Origin of the sequence: Caproicibacter fermentans (assembly GCF_014303955.1) — a bacterium.
GTDB lineage: Bacteria > Bacillota > Clostridia > Oscillospirales > Acutalibacteraceae > Caproicibacter > Caproicibacter fermentans.
The window spans coordinates 3,747,227-3,764,535 of sequence record NZ_CP060286.1 but is presented as its reverse complement, the minus strand read 5'-3'; the positions used below and the strand labels follow the sequence as shown (position 1 = coordinate 3,764,535).

The window sequence follows — 17,309 nt, the reverse complement described above, 5'->3', positions numbered from 1 at the left end:
AGAACACAAAAAGCTCCGGCATGTTTCTTCCCATGCCAAAGCTTTTTGCCGTCAGATGGTGATAATTTTTTGATCCTCTTTCAAAATTTCAGTTAACCGTTCTCCCCAATACTCAACCTCAATTCCCAAATTCAAAAGCTGATCCGTTACATTCAGCTGATCCGCGCAGGCCTTGCAGGCGGAAAACCGGACGCCCGCCTGCCGCGCGATCTTGATTCTTTCCTGTACGGAGGCATTTTCCGCCGCAAGACCGGCCGGCGCGCCCCACAAAATGACCGTTACGCTCTTCCACCAGGAATTCAGCATGCTGTTGGTCGCATACATGAGAACCATTTTCTGCGAAGTAATCGGATCGGCGTTCGTCCAGAGAATATACAACTGATCTTTCAAGATTTCTCCTCATTTCAGTTTTGATTTAACTGCTGCTGACGCTGAGGTTCACCATATAACTTCCGTACACCCAGGAGCTTGGGGCACTGCTGATGCTGAAGGTCACGGGCATTTCCGTATGACCGGTAAAGTTCTCGTTCCCGGACATATTGATTTTTGCAACAACATTATTTCCCGTCAGTTTCGAGATTTCATCCTCCGGCCCGACAACCGTGACATTCAGCGTTTTTGTGTTGACCTCCGCCGACTTGCCGGAGCTCAGGTTTTCCACGTTGAAATTTGTCACGGTAATGCTCCTTGTGGAAAGGCCGCTCAGGTCCAGCGTAACTTTTGCGGTCGGAATATTACTCAGGTTTTTGCATGTGGCGGGCAGGCTGACATCCACGTCAAAAGAATTGGTGCTTGGACTTACCTTTGAAAAATCGATCGGCGCCAGACTGACTTCAGACAGATTTGTCAGCACATCCGCAGGCCCCGCGACTTCGATCGTCTTCGGTTCGATTGCTATTTTTCCGCTGCCAAGCAGCAGGCCGGCCGGCTTGTTGGTGAATACGGCGTCCAGCGGCAGGACCTCCCTCGGCAGAACCGGAATGGTCACCTCGACCTGCTTTGGATTAAGCGTCAGACTGCTGTCCGTGATCTTGTTGTCGTTTGCGTCGTACATCACAAGATCCGCCGTAAAGTTCTTTGTTTCCCTCAGCGTGTCCGTCACCTGATATTCAAAGGCAACCCGGTTCACTTCCTGCACCTGCTTTTCAGGCCCGGAGACCGTAACCGTATCGTTGTTGAGCGTCTCCTGCCCCACAAAATACGCCGGATCCGACTTGTAATCCGTCGGATATTTGATCGCGCTTTGTATGTTGAACGTTTTTTCCTTATAGCGGTCCACAATGACAATGGCCTGTTCCGGTGATACGTACGAAACGCTGAAATCCGTCAGATTCCGTTTTTCCGTTTTCTGCGCGGTCAGAGGGAGCGTATAGGTATTGGGCGAAGTAATGGAGGAAGCCGAAAGGGCGACCACCTTGAGGTCGTCGGCACTGACCTGGTTGACCACCAGGCTGTTTCCCTTAATATATACCGTTGCCGTTTTATTCACGGGGCTGAACACCTTGAGGCCGTCCGCCTGCGCGGCGTCGGACAGCGTAACTTCTATCGGCACGCTGGTAATCGCGCGCGGATGATCCTCCGTATCCGCCGATGAAATGAACAGCCACAGGAAGACGGAAATCACAAGGGAGAAAAACAGCACGAATTTATTATTGTAAAACAAATGATTCAGTGAGAGTTTTTTTATCTTCATTGCTTTTTGGTCCTCCGAAAGGAAGAAATCCAGCTCTGCTTTTTCTCATCAGGCTCAGCGGTTTCCGACAGCACCAGATTCTCAAGCTCGCTGTTCAGCGTTTCCCTGGTATAATTCCGCGTAATGGTTCCGTTTGTCACAACGGAAATCTGGCCGGTTTCCTCCGAGACAACAACGATCACCGCATCTGAATTTTCGCTCATTCCGATCGCGGCGCGGTGACGCGTTCCGAGTTCAACGCTGACTTTGTCGCTTTTGGTCAGCGGCAGAATACACCCGGCCGCATATACCATTCCGTCGCGGACAATCATGGCGCCGTCATGCAGCGGAGCTTTGTTGAAAAAGATATTGCAGATAATCTGGGCGGAGGGAATCGCCTCAACGACGGTTCCGGTGTCGATAATATCTCCCAGTTTTGTTTTGATTTCAAATACAATCAGAGCGCCCGTCTTTTGCCTGGACATCTGGACTGCCGCATCAACGACGGCGTTGACGGCCTTCCGGCTTTTCTGGAGCTTTGCTTCCGCATCGCCGGAGACAAAAGCAAAACCAAAATTCCAGGTCTTCCCGGCCCCGATTCCGCTGCGGCCGATTTGCTCCAGGGCCCGTCTGATTTCCGGCTGAAAAATAATCAGCAGCGCAATAAACGCAAACTGGAACAGGTAACTGATGATGCTCTGCATCATATAAAGATTGAGCCAATAGGAAAGGAGCCACACGACCATCAGAACAATGATTCCGCGCACCAGCTGCCCCGCTCTTGTTTCGCGCACAAGTTTGATCGCGTTATAGATGATAAACGTTACAAGGACAATATCCAGCGCGTCGGCAACCCGGAAATTATGGATCAGCTGAAGAAAAACATTCCATAGGCCGATGATAAATTCCATACAATTTACCCTTTCCTGAAAGAACCAAAGCGCCGGAGCGCTCCGCTTCCGTAACTTATTGAAAAACGCCGACGGCTATTTTCCTTCAGCGCAAAACAATCACAGGGCCGGCGCCATATTCTCCGGCCCTGTCTTCATTTTATCATATATGATTTTAGAATCAATCCTTTTCTTCCGCATTTTTAACGGATTGTCGCCAAAACCTGCACCAGACGGTCAATTTCCTGCCTAAAGGTGAAAACGGAGGGGCATACGCGGACCGCGCCCTGCTCCAGAGTACCGAAAAACCGATGGGCCGCGGGGGCGCAGTGAAGTCCCGTTCGGACGGCGATTCCGTGTTCGTTCAGCTTTCTCCCAACGATTTCGCTGGGCAGGTCGCCGACGTTGAACGACAGCACGGGGGCAAAATAACGGGGAGTCGGTTCATCCGTATACAAGCGGATATTTTTCATCCCCGCCAAACGCTCGTATAAAAGGCGGGTCAAAGTCATCTCATGCTGAAAAATGCGGTCGGCTCCGCGTGCTTTGACAAATTCGATCCCCGCCCGCAAACCGGCAATGCCCGGCATATTCTGGGTGCCGCTCTCCATCCGTTCCGGCATGCCGTCAGGCTGTTCCTCCCGGGCGGAATTCGTGCCCGTTCCTCCTTCGATCAGCGTCGACAGCCCGCTACCGTTCGCCGTGATCAAAAGGCCCGTGCCCATCGGGCCGTAAAGCCCCTTGTGGCCGGCGATACAAAGGTAGTCGATCCCGCTGTCCGCCATGTCGACGGGAAGCACGCCGGCGGACTGAGCACAATCCACCGCGATGGGAATTCTGTATTCGTGGCCAAGCGCCGCGATGCGCTCCACCGGAAGCCGTATTCCCCATACGTTCGAAGCGTGCGTACAGACAATCAGCCGGGTATTGGACCGGATTGCCCGGCGAAAAGAGTCCACCGTCGCGTCGTTATCCCCCGGGTAGACCTGCGCCGCGGACACCTCCACCCCGGTTTCTGACAGGGCGTGAAGCGGTCGGGATACCGCGTTGTGTTCCAGGCAGGAGGTAACCGCGTGGTCGCCGGGTTTCAAAAGCCCCTTCAGAACATAATTTAACGCGTGCGTACAGTTCAGCGTAAAGGCAACGCATTCCGGACCGGGGGCGCGAAAAAAATCCGCCGCCGCCGTACGGCAGCGGTAAATTTCTTCGGCGGCGGCAATCGACATATCGTGCCCCGCCCTGCCCGGATTCGCGCCATATTTCCGAAGAGCAAGCGCCGTCGCGCTGCGGACTGAATTCGGCTTTGGATAGGTCGTGGCCGCGTTATCCAGATAGATCAAGATGCGTCCCCTCTTTCCGCGCGTCCGCCGACCCTGATCCCGTAGCGGATCAGAATATCCTCCGCCTCATCGGTGCGCTCCGGAACGTATATGCTGTACCCGCAGCCGCCGTTCGGTCCGCTGCGGGGCGTTCTTTCCACATAGGAACGAATCCCCATCCACGCCAGGATGTTGCGGCTTTTGATGGCATTTGTGATGGAACCAACTATGATTAACGGCTTGCCCACAACAATCACCCCTCTGTTATTTACTAACAGAATATGCTGTGGAAAGCCGTTTGATTATTTGACTTTATCTCATTTCATTCGGAACAGCGGAATCAATCAGGCATACGGCCTGCGCCGCGATTCCCTCTCCCGCCCCGGTAAACCCGAGGCGTTCTTCCGTGGTGGCCTTGACGCTGACGCGGTCAACCGAAATTTCACAGGCGGCGGCGATCCGTTCTCTCATCCGCGGAACGAAGGGGCTCAGTCTGGGCGCCTGCGCAATCACGGTGGAATCGAGATTCACAATGTGATATCTTTTTTCTTTCAGTAATCCGCAGACCTTTTGAAGCAGCAGGATGCTGTCCGCGTTTTGAAACGCGGGGTCGCTGTCCGGGAAAAGCTCGCCGATATCCCCGAGCGCCGCCGCGCCGAGCAGCGCGTCCATTACGGCGTGGATCAGAACGTCCGCGTCGGAATGGCCGAAAAGCCCCTTTTCACAGGGGATTTCCACACCGCCCAGGATCAGTCGGCGCCCCTGAACCATCCTATGGACGTCATACCCCTGACCGATTCTCAAATTCCCGCCTCCCTTTTTTTCAGGATTGCTTCCGCAACCGCAAGGTCCTCTTCGGTCGTCAGCTTGATATTTTCGTAGCTGCCCCTGCAAAGATGGACCCTGATCCCGATTTGCTCCACCAGCTGACAGTCATCGGTATAGTCTTTCCCGTCCGCCTGAGCTTTTGCAAGCGCCTGCCGATAAAGATCCAGATGAAACACCTGCGGCGTCTGAACCGCCCAAAGGCACTCTCTTGCGGGCGTGGAAAGAACGCATTGCGACAAATCAATTTTTTTTACGGTGTCTTTCAGCGGCGTACCCAGTGCGGAAGCGCCGCACCGGAATGCGTCACCGACGCATGCGTTAATTTCATCCGGCGTTATCAGCGGCCTGGCGCCGTCGTGTACGGCAACACAACCTACGGCCGCAGGAACCGCCCGAACACCGATGGAAACGGATTCCTGCCGTGTGCCGCCGCCCCGCAGAACCGCGGTCACCTTTTGAACCCGATACCGCTCGATGCAGCCTTTCATCTGTTCAAGGTCCTCTCCGCGGCAAACGACAATGACCCGTCCCACTTCAGAAGCGCGGTCAAACGCCCATAGGGTTCTGACGATGGCGGGCACGCCCAGAAGCGGAAGAAACTGTTTGGAACTATCGCCGCCCATTCGGGTGGACCGGCCGGCGGCCGCGATAATCGCGCAGCATTTTTCCGCTGAATGATCAGCCATATTGAATTCCCCCAAATCCATTTTATTATAAGCATTTTTTCTTCCTCCCGCAAGCGGGATACCAAAACGCCGGCAGTTGAAAAATCAGCTGAAACAGGATATGATATAAAAAAAGAAATGGTGGAGTTACTATGGGCGAATGTAATGCGAAACATGTGTCGGACTCGGTAACGGAGCAGATTCAGCCCGTTTTTTATTCTCATTTAAACTCGCAGAAACGCCTGTTCGGCGGCGAACTCGTCTCCTGGATCGACATTGTAGCGGGCGCCGTCGCGCGCAGGCATTCCGCGCGAAACGTAACGACGGCGGAAATCGACAGCCTGCAGTTTAAATCCCCGGTCTATGCGAACAACGTCGTCGTCCTTCACGGAAAGATGACCTATGTCGGCAGGACCTCCATGGAAGTCCGCGTGGACAGTTACGTTGAAGAGCTTTCCGGCGAGCGCAAGCTGGTCAACACCGCATATCTGGTGCTGGTGGCGCTGGATGAAAACGGAAGACCGACTCCCGTGCCCGGGCTGATCTGCGACACGCCGGAAGAGGAAGCCGAGTGGGAAGCGGGGAAAAAGCGCCGCGATCTGAGAAAACAGCGCAGAGTGGAATCTTACTGATATAAAAAAATGCAGCGGATATTCCGCTGCATTTTTTTAGTATCTTCTCTGGTCTCTTTTCTTGGAAAAGCAGTCGCTGCAGTAAACCGGACGGTCTTCGCGCGGCTGAAACGGAACTTTGCATTCCTTGCCGCAGGAGGCACAAACGGCGGTATACATGGTCCTTTCAGGTTTTTGTCTGTTCTTGTAGGCGTCGCGGCAGGCTTTACATCTCTGCGGCTCGTTCATCAGGCCCTTGGATGCGTAGAATTCCTGTTCTCCGGCAGTGAATACGAATTCGTTGCCGCAGTCTTTGCAGATAAGAGTTTTGTCCTGGTACATGTTGTTACCTCGCTTTAATAAATTGCCCTGAGACGGATTCGAACCGCCGCCTTTGATAATCAACGCTCTGCTTAAGCTACCCGGGCATATCGTTCAGCCGTTAAAACGGCTTTTCAGCTTGATTCTGGCGCGCTGCAGAGCATTATCGGCCGCCTTAGCCGTTATGGCCAGTTTTGCCGCTATTTCGGCATAGCTGTAGCCGCTCAAATAGAGGCGCAGCACACGGAGTTCCCGTTCCGACAGGACGGACCTGATTTTTTCCCACAACTGGCCCACGCCTTCGCTGCTGGCAAGCAGAGTCTCAGGGTCCCAACCGCCGACCGGCAGTTCCAGACCGGAATGTTCGCCGTCGCTGAGCGACACAAAATTGCTCAGCGGTTCATTTTTTCTGCTCAGCGCAGAGCGGTAAGCCATAATCATGCGATTTGCTATGCAAGTGCCTGCGTAGGTCTTAAACGCGGCTCCGTTGGCGGAATTGTAGGTGCGCGCCGCGTTGTAAAGGCCAACCAGGCCCTCCTGGCACAGGTCGTCCGTTTCCAGCTGTGCGGAATGAAACGGCGCGGATTTATAGCGGATGAGAGACATATACCGCGCCGTCAGTTCGGCAAAGGCGTCTGAATCGCCATCCTTAACAAGAACGGCCAACTGGCCGTCTGAAAAATCGGTTAGCGGCGTACGGTTCGGAACTGCCAAGGCAAAACACCTCATGATACATCACTTTCATATGCTCTCATCATACCTTACGCCGGTCAAGAAGTCAATGTAATTCTTCGAAACGTCTGTTCCGGATCAGAATTCTATTGCGGATTTTTACCGAAATGGGTATAATGAATTTGTTATTGTCAAAAAAGGGGGCTGCAGAGTGGTTTCGCATTTATACAGCATGGGACTGTATGGCATGGATTCATTCCCTGTGGAGGTGGAGGCGGACCTGTCTTCGGGTCTGCCCTCCTTTGAAGTGGTTGGACTTCCGGATGCGGCGGTCAAGGAATCCCGCGACCGGGTCAGGTCCGCGATGAAAAACTGCGGATTCGATTTTCCCGTCAGTAAAATAACGGTAAATCTTGCCCCGGCCGATAAGCGTAAGGAAGGCCCGATTTACGACCTGCCGCTGTTTATTGCCCTGATGAAAGCCAGCAGCCAGCTTGCCGCGGACCTTGAGGGAAGCGTTTTTATCGGGGAACTGTCCCTGACCGGGGAGCTCAGGCCCGTACGCGGTATTCTTCCCATGACGATACGCGCGCGGCAGGAGGGTTTCAGGCGCTTTTTCGTACCGAAGCAAAACGCCGCCGAAGGGGCGGTAATCCAGGGAATCGAGGTTTATCCCGTCACGGATCTTCCCCAACTGCTCAAACACCTGAACGGCGGCGAGCAGATCGCGCCCGCGCAGCCCTCTCCCGCCGAGTGCGGCAATCCGCAGAACTGCCCGGATTTCGCGGACGTCCGCGGCCAGGAAGAAGCAAAACGGGCCCTGGAAATTGCCGCCGCGGGCGGGCACAACGCCCTGCTGATCGGTCCGCCCGGTTCCGGAAAAAGCATGCTGGCCCGCAGGATTCCTTCCATCCTTCCAGAAATGACATTCGAGGAAACAATCGAGACAACCAAGATTCATTCCATCGCGGGGACTCTCCCACCCGGTGTTTCGCTGGTTCAGGTCAGGCCGTTTCGCTCTCCGCACCACACGGTGTCCCCCGCGGGCCTTTCCGGCGGCGGAAGCATCCCAAAGCCCGGTGAAATTTCACTGGCGCACAACGGCGTGCTCTTTCTTGACGAACTGCCTGAATTCTCACGAAGCTCCATGGAGGTTCTTCGCCAGCCGATCGAAAACGGAACCGTAACGATTTCACGGGTCGGCGGCACGGTCAGCTATCCCTGCTCCGTCATGTTTGTCGCGGCAATGAATCCATGCCCCTGCGGCTATTTCGGTCACCCGACGCGCCGGTGCACCTGTTCGCCGCAGGCCGTTTCCCGCTATCTTTCACGGGTTTCCGGTCCTCTGCTTGACCGCCTTGATCTGCACATTGAAGTTCCCCCCGTCGAATTTGAACAGCTGGACTCCCGCGTCACGGAGGAAAGCTCCGAATCAATCCGGACCCGGGTAAACGCCGCCCGCCGAATCCAGAACGACCGCTTTCGCGGCACCGGCATCACCTGCAACGCAAGAATCAGGCCGGACCGGCTGCACGAATTCTGCCGTCTGAGCGATCCCGGCCGCAATCTTTTGAAAAAAAGCTTTCGACCGCCTCGGGCTTTCGGCCAGGGCTTACGACAGGATTTTAAAGGTCTGCCGAACGATCGCGGACCTGGACGGCAGCGACGCCATCGAATCCGCCCATGTGGCGGAAGCGGTGCAGTACCGCAGCCTTGACCGAAAATACTGGCTGAAAGAACTGTGATCAAGGAGAGTTACCCCGGCACAGCCGGAAGGTTTCGTACCGCAAAGAAGGGAACATTCTCTCGGTCGCAGCCAACGCCGCAAGTAAAACGCAATTTTACGGCTGAGCGACTTAATGGTCTGAGGCCGCCGGAAGCGATTCCGGCGGCCTCAGTGTATGAATCTTTAGAGAACAAACAGAAGAAAACGAAGCACCTCAAAATAATCTGAAGCGTGAAAGGTGACCGTTTTCAAGCCGTCCGACCGGGCGCCCGGATAATAGGACGCATAATAGGCCTTGTCATGCACATGAAACAGAATCGAAACCTCAAAGGATTCCGGAAGCTTCAACAGGCATTCGGAAAGGTTTCCCTGCATGGCCTGAAGCATGCCCTTCCGGATGGCTCCCTGCGCCGCGGCCGGATGCAGGGATACGGAAGCATTGCCGATTCCTTCGCTGACAGGTACGGCAGTGATGGACGGAATCAGCTTCTTCGCGCTTTCGCACAAAGACCGGTCCCCGCTGACAAATACGACAGGCACTTTATAATACGCCGCCGTGTATGCGTTGATCATGAATTCGCTGGCAAGCCGCCCATTTAAGGTAACAGATTCGTTCTGGGTATTCATCGTATGCGCCAGAGGATTCCCGTTGGTCCCGCTCGCGCTGTGGTACCCAACCATTGCGGCAGCGTCGAAGCCGCCGTCAACACCGGCCATCATCTCCTGCGGGCCGCGCGTCCAGCCGCGCATGATCTTAACAATTTCAGGCAGCTTTTCGGGATTAATGTTGGTCGCGGTATGGTGCGCGTCCTTGACCAGAATTTCGTTGACACCGGCTTCCATGGCGCCTTCGCAGGCGCAGCGTACTTCCTGCGTCATCTCGTTTGCAAAGTACGGGTAATATTGATCTTCCGGTTCGGTTTCCGACCATTTAACAACGCCCGCGGTTCCTTCAATATCCGCACTGAGATACAATTTCATGATAATCCTCCTAAATCAGGTTTCTTCCGCTTCTCCGTTTAAAAGACGAAGCGGCGTGAGAGTATGCAGCAAAACGCCGGTCGGCAGGCAGTCCTCATCGATGTCAAAACGTGACGAATGGGCCGGCCATGTAATTTCCTTGGATGGATTGGTTGTGCCCAGACAATAAAAAGCACCCGGCGCGGCATCCAGAAAATATGAAAAATCCTCGACTCCAAGACTGGGGAACGGATCCTCCAGCAAATTTTCTTTGCCGACAAGTTCCGCCGCCGCGCCGCGAACCACATCCACCACCCGGTCCGTATTGAACAGGGAGTGATAGCTTTCCCGGATATTAACCTCCGCCCGGCCGCCCAGCGCGGCGCTGACGCCCTTTGCAATTTTCGTTATCTACTCTTTTGCGAATATCCGGGTCTCCGGGTATAAAGTCCTCAGCGTCGCTTCCATCTGAACCTCGTCGGCTATGATATTCCTTTGTGCTCCGCCGAGAATCTTGCCAATAGTAAAAACGGCGGAGTCGACCGGTGAAATTTTCCGGCTGACCAGGTTCTGCAGAGCCGTGACAACCTGCGCCGAAATTGCGATTGCGTCTACCCCGGTATCAGGATGAGCCCCGTGGGCCTGCTTGCCAAGCACCCGGATATCAATCCGGTCGCTCGCCCCGTATACGGCGCCTTTCCTGACCTCGACGGTTCCGGCCGGATGGCTCGATACGTGAAGGCCGATGACATAGTCCGTATCCGGATTTTTCATGCAGCCCGCCGTTACCATTTTCTCCGCCCCGCCGGTGGTTTCCTCCGCCGGCTGAAACAACAGACGGATATTGCCGTGCAGTTGTTCGCGGTACTGGGAAAACAAACAGGCGGTTCCCAGAAGAACAGCCGTATGAGCGTCGTGCCCGCAGGCATGCATCACGCCCGGAGTCAGTGATCGATACGGCACCTCGTTTTCCTCCTGAATCGGAAGAGCGTCCATATCCGCGCGAATCGCCACGGTTTTCCCCTCGTGGGCCCCGCAAATCAGCCCGACAACCGCGGTGCTGTCTTCATAGGTCTGAAAATCGATTCCGAATTCACTCAGAGAATCCTGAATGATCCGGCTGGTGCGGAATTCCTTGTTTCCCAACTCGGGATGCATGTGAAAGTCCCTCCTGGTCCGGGAAAGCCATGGTTTCATCTCCTGCGCGGCCTGCTTCAGAAAATCTACCTCCATTTGCCGACACCTCACTTTTCTTTCAACAAATGCAGCCGAACTTCGGAAAATGTCCCATATTCAAAAAAGCAAAAGATGCCCCAGAAAATCACTGCGGCATCTTTGTCTCAACTACTATAAAATTTTTCTTCATATTTGTCAAGAAAAATAAAATAATAAATCATCTTAGAATCGAAATCTTTTTTGCCGAAGCATCCATTTTCAATTTTTTCCCCATTGGAAGAGACATCGACGGCAGGCTGTGCCCGCAGGCAAGATTCATCAGAGCCGGCCGCCCCTGCGGCACAATCAGTTCCCTGAAAATCTGTAAGAGAGTCAGGGAACGTTCAGGCTGTTCGGCCTCGATGCGGGTCCAGTACCCGAACATCAGACCCGCGCAGTCGTTCAGTTTGCCGGCCAGCAAAAGCTGTGTCAGCATCCGGTCGATCCGGTAAGGTTCCTCATCAACGTCCTCCAGAAACAGGATTTTGCCTCGGGTATCAATTTCAAAAGGCGTGCCGAGGGAAGAAGCCACCAGCGACAAATTCCCGCCGGTCAAGCGCCCGCAGGCACACCCGGGCACAAGAACTTCCGGCTCCATTGATCCGGGATTCTCCAGCGTGCCGGCCGAATCGCCGAACATCACCCTTTTCAGGCTTTTCATGGTGTATTCGTCGGCGCCGTCGTACAGCTCCGTGGAAGGCATCGGCGTATGATAGGTAATAAAACCGCAGAGCTGGTTCAGCGCAATATGCAGGGTGGTAACATCACTGTAACCGGAAAAAAACTTTGGATGCTTTCGAATACAGGAAAAATCAAGTTTCTTTAATATCCGCTGAGCGCCGTATCCACCCCGAATGCAAAGGATACCATCAATGCTTCTGTCTGCAAACGCATGATTCAGATCATCGGCCCGCAGCTGATCCTCTCCGGCGAGATATCCGTGAGCACTTCGGCAGCTTTCATAAACGACCGGCACGAGTCCCAGTTTCTCTACCGACCGCACGGCGGGCTCCAGGCGTTCGGGGGGCACCGGACCCGACGGCGCGATCAGCGCGACCCTCGCCCCGGGGAACAGCGGTTTCGGATTTATCATTCTTAAAGCTCCTGTCACGATCAATCATTTGTGCGTCTGCCGCGGCAACCGTCATTTCACTTTATTGAAGCGAAGCTGCGGCGCTCGGGTACCCATATCCGTACTTGTTGTATCGGGCCGCGCTGTAATCCCCGTAATTGTAGACGTTGACTTCCCCCAGACGGCGATAGAACAACCCGGTGTAGAATTTGCCGCCCGCCTGGTTCCAGCGAATCAGCTCCGTCCCCATCGCATAGGCGTTCGTATAAGCAAGGTCATGGACAAGTCTGGAGGAATTCGCGAGGCTGACATACCCGGAATTGACCCAGCCGACCGTTCCGTCGGTCAGTTTGATCTGATACCAGCCGTCCTTTTTGTCGGAAAAATCACCGCCCGTAACAACAACAGCCGTTCCCGCCGTCACGGACGCGTTCTGTGCGGACATGATTCCGCTGTTACTCCTGACCTGGGTGTTTTCCGTGACCGTCGCCTCATATGTGGTTCCGGAGGAGAAATCCGGAGGCCGGACCGCATTCTTCATAATTTTGATAAAATCCATCTCAGTGGAACTGTTGAAATACCCGGAACCAACGTTGTAGGCAAAACTGATCAGACAATCCGCCTGATACTGGTTCATTAAAAACCCGTTGTTCCGAATCATCTTATTCAGCTCGGAAGTATAAGACGAGCCGTTGATCCGGTTGACCATCATGGACCACGCTTCGGTTTCGCTCACCCCGTTGTAAAACTCGGCGTTTGCCGCCAATGTGCAGCCGTAGCCGATTGTGGGGATCTGACTGGACGCAATGGTATCCGTATAAACACACGCGCGGTAACCTTCCCACTTGGAAATCAGCTGAATCATTTCGTCGCTGACACGGCGCTCCTCGGAGGATGTGACGGATTTATCGGCCTGCTTCGTGATATACGCGCTTGTGGTGAAACCCGCGGTGGTGTAAACCCCACCGGCCCGCGACTGTGCAAGCACGGTATAATTGCCCGGATCACTGAAAGTAGCGCTCGCCTTCCACACTTTGGTCGTTACGCCGTTTGTCGTTTCCTGCGTGCTGCTGACGGCGTCTATGGAACTTGTAATCCCCGTCGGTTTGGTAACATAAAACCTGACCCCGTCACGGCTGGAGTCCGTAATCGCAGTCAAAGTAACGGTTTCGCCCGGCCCTGCAATATTGGGCGACGCATAAGCCGTTCGGACCGGTTCGGCATCCGATACCGTGACGCCGCAGGTGGCGGTTTCTGTTCCGGAGGTTGCGGTGATGACCGCGCTGCCTTTTGATACGGCGGTCACATACCCGTTTATAACCGTTGCGACGGAGGTGTTGCTGCTTGACCAGCTGACATCCGCATTGCTCGGGCTGGTTGAAGCTTTCAGGTATAAAGTCTTTCCGGCCGGCACCGTCTGTGAACCGGACGAAAGCGAAAGAGAAGACGCGTTCGTTCCGCCGCCCTGATTTGTATCAGTGCTTCCGCCCGTCGAAGTGCCGTCGGAATAGATGATTTTTACATAATCCGTGCTCACATATCCGGTCTTGCCGTCCGGAGTCTGTACCTTGACCCATCCGGAAGCCGGCGCGCTGAGCACCTGCAGGCTTGTGCCGTTGACAAGATTGGAGAGGACCTTGCAGGATGTGTTCGCCTGCTCCCGCAAACGCAGCACGTCGGCGGTTACGGTCGCGCTTTTAATTCCGGTTACTCCCGAATCCGTGCCGGTATCCGCATTTCCCGTACCGCTGCTGCCGGACGACGAAGATGACGACGACGGCTGGGAAGATGAAGACTGAGAAGATAAGGCTGATGAGCTTGACGGCGGCGTAGAGGATGAGGAATTCGTTCCGGTGTTCGTTCCGCCTGTAACGGTCAGGTATTTGCGGCTGCACCAGCCCTGTGTGCCGTTCTGCGTGCGAACCTTCACCCAGTCTGAATTTGAGTTGTCCAGAACCGTGACGCTGACTCCCTTGCTCAACGTGAGCAGTACTTTGTTGCTCATGCCGGCCCCGGAACGCAGATTCAGGTAATCGGTGGTTTTTGCCGTTGCGGCGGAAGAAGAGGTGTTGGTTTCCGGCGGGGCGGCCGCGCCGGAAACCGTCAGATAAGCGCGGCTGCACCAGCCCTGCGCCCCGCTCTGCGTCTGAACCTTCACCCAGCTTGAATTGGAATTGTCCAGAACCGTAAGGGAGGACCCTTTGGCAAGAACCATCAGTATTTTTCCACTCAGGGAAGAATCCTGCCGCAGGTTCAGGTTGTCCGTCGTTTTTGCAGTCACGGCGGCTGAACCGGAAGTCGTGGTTGAGCCGGATGAAAAGCTGAGATACTGCTTAAAGCAGTATCCCGTTTTGCCGTCCGACGTCTGCACCTTGGCCCATTGGGCATCCGAATTATCAAGAACGGTCACCGTAGTATTTTTGGATATGGTCAAAATAACATTCGTATTTGTCCCGGCGCCTCGCCGCAGATTTAAATAATCCGTCGTTTTTGCCTTCGCGGAAGCCGCGCCGAAAGGCAGAGGGAAGGAAAACAGGACGAGGCAGCCCGCGCAGACTGCTGAAATTGTTTTTTTCAGTACGGTTCTTTTCTTCATTCGATTCACTCCAAGTGGAACCTTTTCACCTAATGTCATGATTATTCTCATCCAAGTTATTACTAAAAGTTATAAAATCTGTCTTGATTATAAACTAAAATATGACAAGAAGCAACCCTTTCTCTCTTTTTTCAGCTCTCTTCTACCCGGCCGAAAATACGCGGCAATACTGGGCAAACTTGATTCCCGAATGCAAAAAGGCAGCCTCCTTTCAGAGACCGCCTTTTTGATGGATCAGGAAAATAAGTTGTTATAAACAAGCAATCGTCAGTCCAGAACGTCGGCAAACGCCTGAATCGCAGTCTGAGCCTGACCAAAGTCGCGCATCTGATGATCGATTCCCAGACGGATATGAGGAATACCGGCCGCATCCAGGGCTTTTTTTAGGTACGGATACTCCATTTCCTCCGGATCGCAAAACTGCTGCATAAAAAGGATTAAGCCGTCGGCGTGATTGTCTTTGCACATCTTGGCGACGTACTCGCCGCGGCGGTTCTGGCTCGAGAACTTGTCATAGAGAAGAATATCGTAATCCTGATTCCTGAACTGGATTGCCAGCGCATGGATCGGGTCCGCGTCATCTTCAGGAGCATCGCAGCGGAAGGAGCGCGTTTCCTGAGCCACATCGTCGGCAACAATCGCGCATTGATTCTCGTCAAGGATTTTCAGGAGCGTGGGATTATCGCAGATAATGCCGGAAGTTACGATCCTGACGCCCTTCCAGTCGGAAGCCGGAAGCGATTTCAATTCCGCATTCAAGGCTTCCACCTTGTCGGCGTATTCATCCTTCAGCATAAAATAGGAGGCCTTTAAAACGCCGCTCCTCATAACCGCGGAAACCGCCTCTGGGTGTGCCCCGGCCAGTTTTACGAACTCCCGGCGGGCCGCGCGGGAACGGTTGTAAACCTTAATCGCGTTCTGAATCTCTTCATCGGTCGTCTTATGACCGGAAACCTCGTCCAGTTCCGCACGGATTTTGTTGTAGCAGGATTCCGTGTATTTCACGCCGCATTCGGGGAAACGGTTCTGGGGGTGCGCCAGGAAGATAACCTTCATTTTGTCTTTCATGGCGACCTTGATGTTCTGGGAATTCGGGCGGAGCGTATCACAGCAGGTCGGTGTAATCACCGCGTCCAAACCGTCCATCGTGCCGTCCAGAAGCATTTCAAGGTCAAGCTGCACCAGGGAGCAGTAAAAGCTTGCGCAGTATTCCTTCGCGCGGGAAATCGACTTGGTGTTGGAACCCCACATCCCCGCGGGGAACATTCCGGCGGCGAAAACCAGTTCTTCGGGGGCAAAGTAAGGCATAACGCCGACGGCTTTCATCCCTTTTGACTTATAATGCTCCAGCTGTGTCTTCGGATTGTCGGCAATTTTTCTGAATTCCGCTAATTTTTCCGCAATCGCCATTACTTTCCACTCTCCTTTTTCCTGTCGGCTTCTTCCATCGCTTCAACAAGAGCCTGCACGCGGGTCTCATACTGGGCCGCGTTAAAGTTTCTGGAATCGGCCTGGTCGCCGTCATAGCCGACAACCGGAATTCCGAGCTCATTCTGCCAGCGGCGCTGCATTTCGGGCATATAGCCGGACCAAGCCTTGCAGGCTCTGTTGTAATGAACGAGAGCGCCGTCAACCTTATTGTCCTTGCACAGCTGCGAACGCCAGTCGACTCCCTTTTCGAGGCAGACGCTGTTCGGGGCCACGGCATAAGAGCGCGCCATGCCTTCCACATCGTTAAACCGGAACGCAAATGCAGGGGCGTAAACAACCGCCGTTACATTCAGGCCATGCTCTTTCAAAGGCTTAAACAGCTCGCGCAGATGCGGCCACGGTGGAATGCCTTCCATCATGATTCTGTGCTGTTCCGGGAAAGGCAGCGTCGATTTTCCGGTTTTCAGGTTCTCCTCAAGCTCGGAAGCCAGCAGTTCGAACGCCTCTGCCGTTTCTTTCTTCCCGCGCGCGGTAACGACGTCCGCCATGTGGTTGAACAGATCAAAGCCGGACATCGGGGACGGCTTATACTGCAAATAATCGCAGACCTTCAGCCAAGCGTTCGCCGTGCGGTTTGCGTATCCGCACACGCGTTTGAACTTCTCCTCGTCGAATTTCTTACCCGTCAGCTCCTCGAGCTGTTTGATCGCGATATCGAACTGACCGCGAACATAGGCAACAAAGTCGTCGTCGACCTCCGGGTAATTGGAATAGGGAATGTCGACCATAATCAGGGGAATATTGTGGATGCGGGCGATGTTCTCATACCATTTTGTCATGCAGTTGCAGATGTTGTTGCAGCAAAGGACGAAATCCGGCATTGGCATCCGCCTGCCCTCGTTTGTCGTCTCGTTGCCCATCGCATAGGCAAGATTGATGCGGGCGTAAGAGCAGATATCGGCGTCGTAGCCCTCGTTTTCGGCGATCGTGCAGAGACGTGTATCGTCGTGGTGCGCGGCGATGCCCGCGGCCTGATTTTCGGGGTACACGACATTCAAATCAAAGGTTTCGGCAATTTCGCAGGGGAATTTGGATGAAGACCATCCGACAAGTTTCCCTTCCTTTTTCGCGTCGCGGGCCGCCTGATAAACATCATTGACGACCTTCTGCAGAGCCAAAACACCGGGAGACTGAGTTTTCTTCTTCTTGACGGGAGCCGCCTCTGCCGAAACAGGGGCCTGCTCCGCCTTCTCCTTGTCGTTCATTAAATAGCTTCCTCCTAACTGTTATTGCGCTGCCGGCAGAATCTTTTGCTAAAGCGATATAGAGTA

Annotated in this window: 18 protein-coding genes and 1 pseudogene; 3 read left to right on the top strand and 16 right to left on the bottom strand. The window is 54.1% G+C overall.

What is annotated here, in order from left to right:
- Positions 1-51: 51 nt before the first annotated feature.
- The 7 genes from HCR03_RS18645 to ispD form a co-directional block, all read right to left on the bottom strand.
- The gene (locus HCR03_RS18645; protein WP_083209932.1) at positions 52-390 is read right to left on the bottom strand and encodes a DsrE family protein; all 339 of its coding nucleotides are present in this window, start codon (positions 388-390) and stop codon (positions 52-54) included.
- 25 nt (positions 391-415) lie between these two features.
- A complete protein-coding gene (locus HCR03_RS18640) occupies positions 416-1,693 on the bottom strand; it encodes a CdaR family protein (RefSeq protein ID WP_066643108.1) in 1,278 nt (425 codons plus the stop codon).
- The gene (gene cdaA, locus HCR03_RS18635; protein WP_066643110.1) at positions 1,690-2,583 is read right to left on the bottom strand and encodes a diadenylate cyclase CdaA; all 894 of its coding nucleotides are present in this window, start codon (positions 2,581-2,583) and stop codon (positions 1,690-1,692) included. The genes HCR03_RS18640 and cdaA overlap by 4 nt, the downstream gene beginning before the upstream one ends.
- Positions 2,584-2,765: 182 nt before the next feature.
- Positions 2,766-3,902 (bottom strand): aminotransferase class V-fold PLP-dependent enzyme, encoded by a 1,137-nt coding sequence (locus HCR03_RS18630; RefSeq protein ID WP_066643112.1) that lies wholly within the window; start codon positions 3,900-3,902, stop codon positions 2,766-2,768.
- Complete coding sequence (locus tag HCR03_RS18625; RefSeq protein ID WP_228725023.1) at positions 3,899-4,129, bottom strand: putative Se/S carrier-like protein; 231 nt, start codon at positions 4,127-4,129, stop codon at positions 3,899-3,901. The genes HCR03_RS18630 and HCR03_RS18625 overlap by 4 nt, the downstream gene beginning before the upstream one ends.
- Positions 4,130-4,193: 64 nt before the next feature.
- Positions 4,194-4,685 carry a 2-C-methyl-D-erythritol 2,4-cyclodiphosphate synthase gene (gene ispF / locus HCR03_RS18620; RefSeq protein WP_187035858.1) on the bottom strand — a complete coding sequence of 164 codons (492 nt, stop codon included), beginning with the start codon at positions 4,683-4,685 and terminating at the stop codon, positions 4,194-4,196.
- On the bottom strand, positions 4,682-5,395 hold the full coding sequence (ispD, locus tag HCR03_RS18615) for a 2-C-methyl-D-erythritol 4-phosphate cytidylyltransferase (RefSeq protein WP_066643268.1): 714 nt from the start codon (positions 5,393-5,395) through the stop codon (positions 4,682-4,684). The genes ispF and ispD overlap by 4 nt, the downstream gene beginning before the upstream one ends.
- A 131-nt stretch (positions 5,396-5,526) precedes the next feature.
- On the opposite strand from ispD, the gene HCR03_RS18610 reads away from it, so the two are divergent.
- Positions 5,527-6,006, top strand: a complete 480-nt coding sequence (locus HCR03_RS18610; protein WP_066643114.1) for an acyl-CoA thioesterase — start codon at positions 5,527-5,529, stop codon at positions 6,004-6,006.
- A gap of 36 nt (positions 6,007-6,042) precedes the next feature.
- Here the strand turns inward: HCR03_RS18610 and HCR03_RS18605 are convergent, their stop codons facing one another.
- Together HCR03_RS18605 and HCR03_RS18600 are read right to left on the bottom strand one after the other, a co-directional pair.
- The gene (locus HCR03_RS18605; RefSeq protein ID WP_066643116.1) at positions 6,043-6,327 is read right to left on the bottom strand and encodes a zinc-ribbon domain containing protein; all 285 of its coding nucleotides are present in this window, start codon (positions 6,325-6,327) and stop codon (positions 6,043-6,045) included.
- 93 nt (positions 6,328-6,420) lie between these two features.
- Positions 6,421-7,020 (bottom strand): sigma-70 family RNA polymerase sigma factor, encoded by a 600-nt coding sequence (locus tag HCR03_RS18600; RefSeq protein WP_228725022.1) that lies wholly within the window; start codon positions 7,018-7,020, stop codon positions 6,421-6,423.
- A gap of 190 nt (positions 7,021-7,210) precedes the next feature.
- Here HCR03_RS18600 and HCR03_RS18595 point away from each other — a divergent pair.
- Together HCR03_RS18595 and HCR03_RS20395 are read left to right on the top strand one after the other, a co-directional pair.
- Positions 7,211-8,503: pseudogene (locus HCR03_RS18595) on the top strand (YifB family Mg chelatase-like AAA ATPase); the annotation flags it as partial.
- A 97-nt stretch (positions 8,504-8,600) separates the two neighbouring features.
- On the top strand, positions 8,601-8,723 hold the full coding sequence (locus tag HCR03_RS20395; protein WP_330601194.1) for a magnesium chelatase subunit ChlI family protein: 123 nt from the start codon (positions 8,601-8,603) through the stop codon (positions 8,721-8,723).
- 164 nt (positions 8,724-8,887) lie between these two features.
- Here the strand turns inward: HCR03_RS20395 and HCR03_RS18590 are convergent, their stop codons facing one another.
- From HCR03_RS18590 to HCR03_RS18565, 7 genes are all read right to left on the bottom strand, one after another.
- Entirely contained in the window at positions 8,888-9,685 is a 798-nt protein-coding gene (locus HCR03_RS18590; protein ID WP_187035856.1) for a M55 family metallopeptidase, read from the bottom strand.
- Between the two features lie 15 nt (positions 9,686-9,700).
- Entirely contained in the window at positions 9,701-9,976 is a 276-nt protein-coding gene (locus HCR03_RS19935; protein ID WP_267459198.1) for a M20/M25/M40 family metallo-hydrolase, read from the bottom strand.
- Between the two features lie 99 nt (positions 9,977-10,075).
- The gene (locus HCR03_RS18585) at positions 10,076-10,897 is read right to left on the bottom strand and encodes a M20 metallopeptidase family protein (RefSeq protein ID WP_228725021.1); all 822 of its coding nucleotides are present in this window, start codon (positions 10,895-10,897) and stop codon (positions 10,076-10,078) included.
- Positions 10,898-11,057: 160 nt separating this feature from the next.
- The gene (locus HCR03_RS18580) at positions 11,058-11,972 is read right to left on the bottom strand and encodes a S66 peptidase family protein (protein WP_066643126.1); all 915 of its coding nucleotides are present in this window, start codon (positions 11,970-11,972) and stop codon (positions 11,058-11,060) included.
- A gap of 61 nt (positions 11,973-12,033) precedes the next feature.
- On the bottom strand, positions 12,034-14,547 hold the full coding sequence (locus HCR03_RS18575) for an SH3 domain-containing protein (protein ID WP_187035854.1): 2,514 nt from the start codon (positions 14,545-14,547) through the stop codon (positions 12,034-12,036).
- A gap of 267 nt (positions 14,548-14,814) precedes the next feature.
- Complete coding sequence (hgdB, locus tag HCR03_RS18570; protein WP_187035853.1) at positions 14,815-15,957, bottom strand: (R)-2-hydroxyglutaryl-CoA dehydratase subunit beta; 1,143 nt, start codon at positions 15,955-15,957, stop codon at positions 14,815-14,817.
- On the bottom strand, positions 15,957-17,243 hold the full coding sequence (locus tag HCR03_RS18565; protein ID WP_066643136.1) for a 2-hydroxyacyl-CoA dehydratase subunit D: 1,287 nt from the start codon (positions 17,241-17,243) through the stop codon (positions 15,957-15,959). Before HCR03_RS18565 ends, hgdB begins: the two co-directional genes overlap by 1 nt.
- Between the last annotated feature and the right edge of the window lie 66 nt (positions 17,244-17,309).

Bases quoted from the DNA above. Each gene is read 5' to 3' on its own strand.
- HCR03_RS18640 (WP_066643108.1), bottom strand. From the start codon at position 1,693: ATGAAGATAAAAAAACTCTCACTGAATCATTTGTTTTACAATAATAAA.
- cdaA (WP_066643110.1), bottom strand. From the start codon at position 2,583: ATGGAATTTATCATCGGCCTATGGAATGTTTTTCTTCAGCTGATCCAT.
- ispD (WP_066643268.1), bottom strand. From the start codon at position 5,395: ATGGCTGATCATTCAGCGGAAAAATGCTGCGCGATTATCGCGGCCGCC.
- HCR03_RS18610 (WP_066643114.1), top strand. From the start codon at position 5,527: ATGGGCGAATGTAATGCGAAACATGTGTCGGACTCGGTAACGGAGCAG.
- HCR03_RS18605 (WP_066643116.1), bottom strand. From the start codon at position 6,327: ATGTACCAGGACAAAACTCTTATCTGCAAAGACTGCGGCAACGAATTC.
- HCR03_RS18590 (WP_187035856.1), bottom strand. From the start codon at position 9,685: ATGAAATTGTATCTCAGTGCGGATATTGAAGGAACCGCGGGCGTTGTT.
- HCR03_RS18585 (WP_228725021.1), bottom strand. From the start codon at position 10,897: ATGGAGGTAGATTTTCTGAAGCAGGCCGCGCAGGAGATGAAACCATGG.
- HCR03_RS18580 (WP_066643126.1), bottom strand. From the start codon at position 11,972: ATGATAAATCCGAAACCGCTGTTCCCCGGGGCGAGGGTCGCGCTGATC.
- HCR03_RS18575 (WP_187035854.1), bottom strand. From the start codon at position 14,547: ATGAAGAAAAGAACCGTACTGAAAAAAACAATTTCAGCAGTCTGCGCG.
- hgdB (WP_187035853.1), bottom strand. From the start codon at position 15,957: ATGGCGATTGCGGAAAAATTAGCGGAATTCAGAAAAATTGCCGACAAT.
- HCR03_RS18565 (WP_066643136.1), bottom strand. From the start codon at position 17,243: ATGAACGACAAGGAGAAGGCGGAGCAGGCCCCTGTTTCGGCAGAGGCG.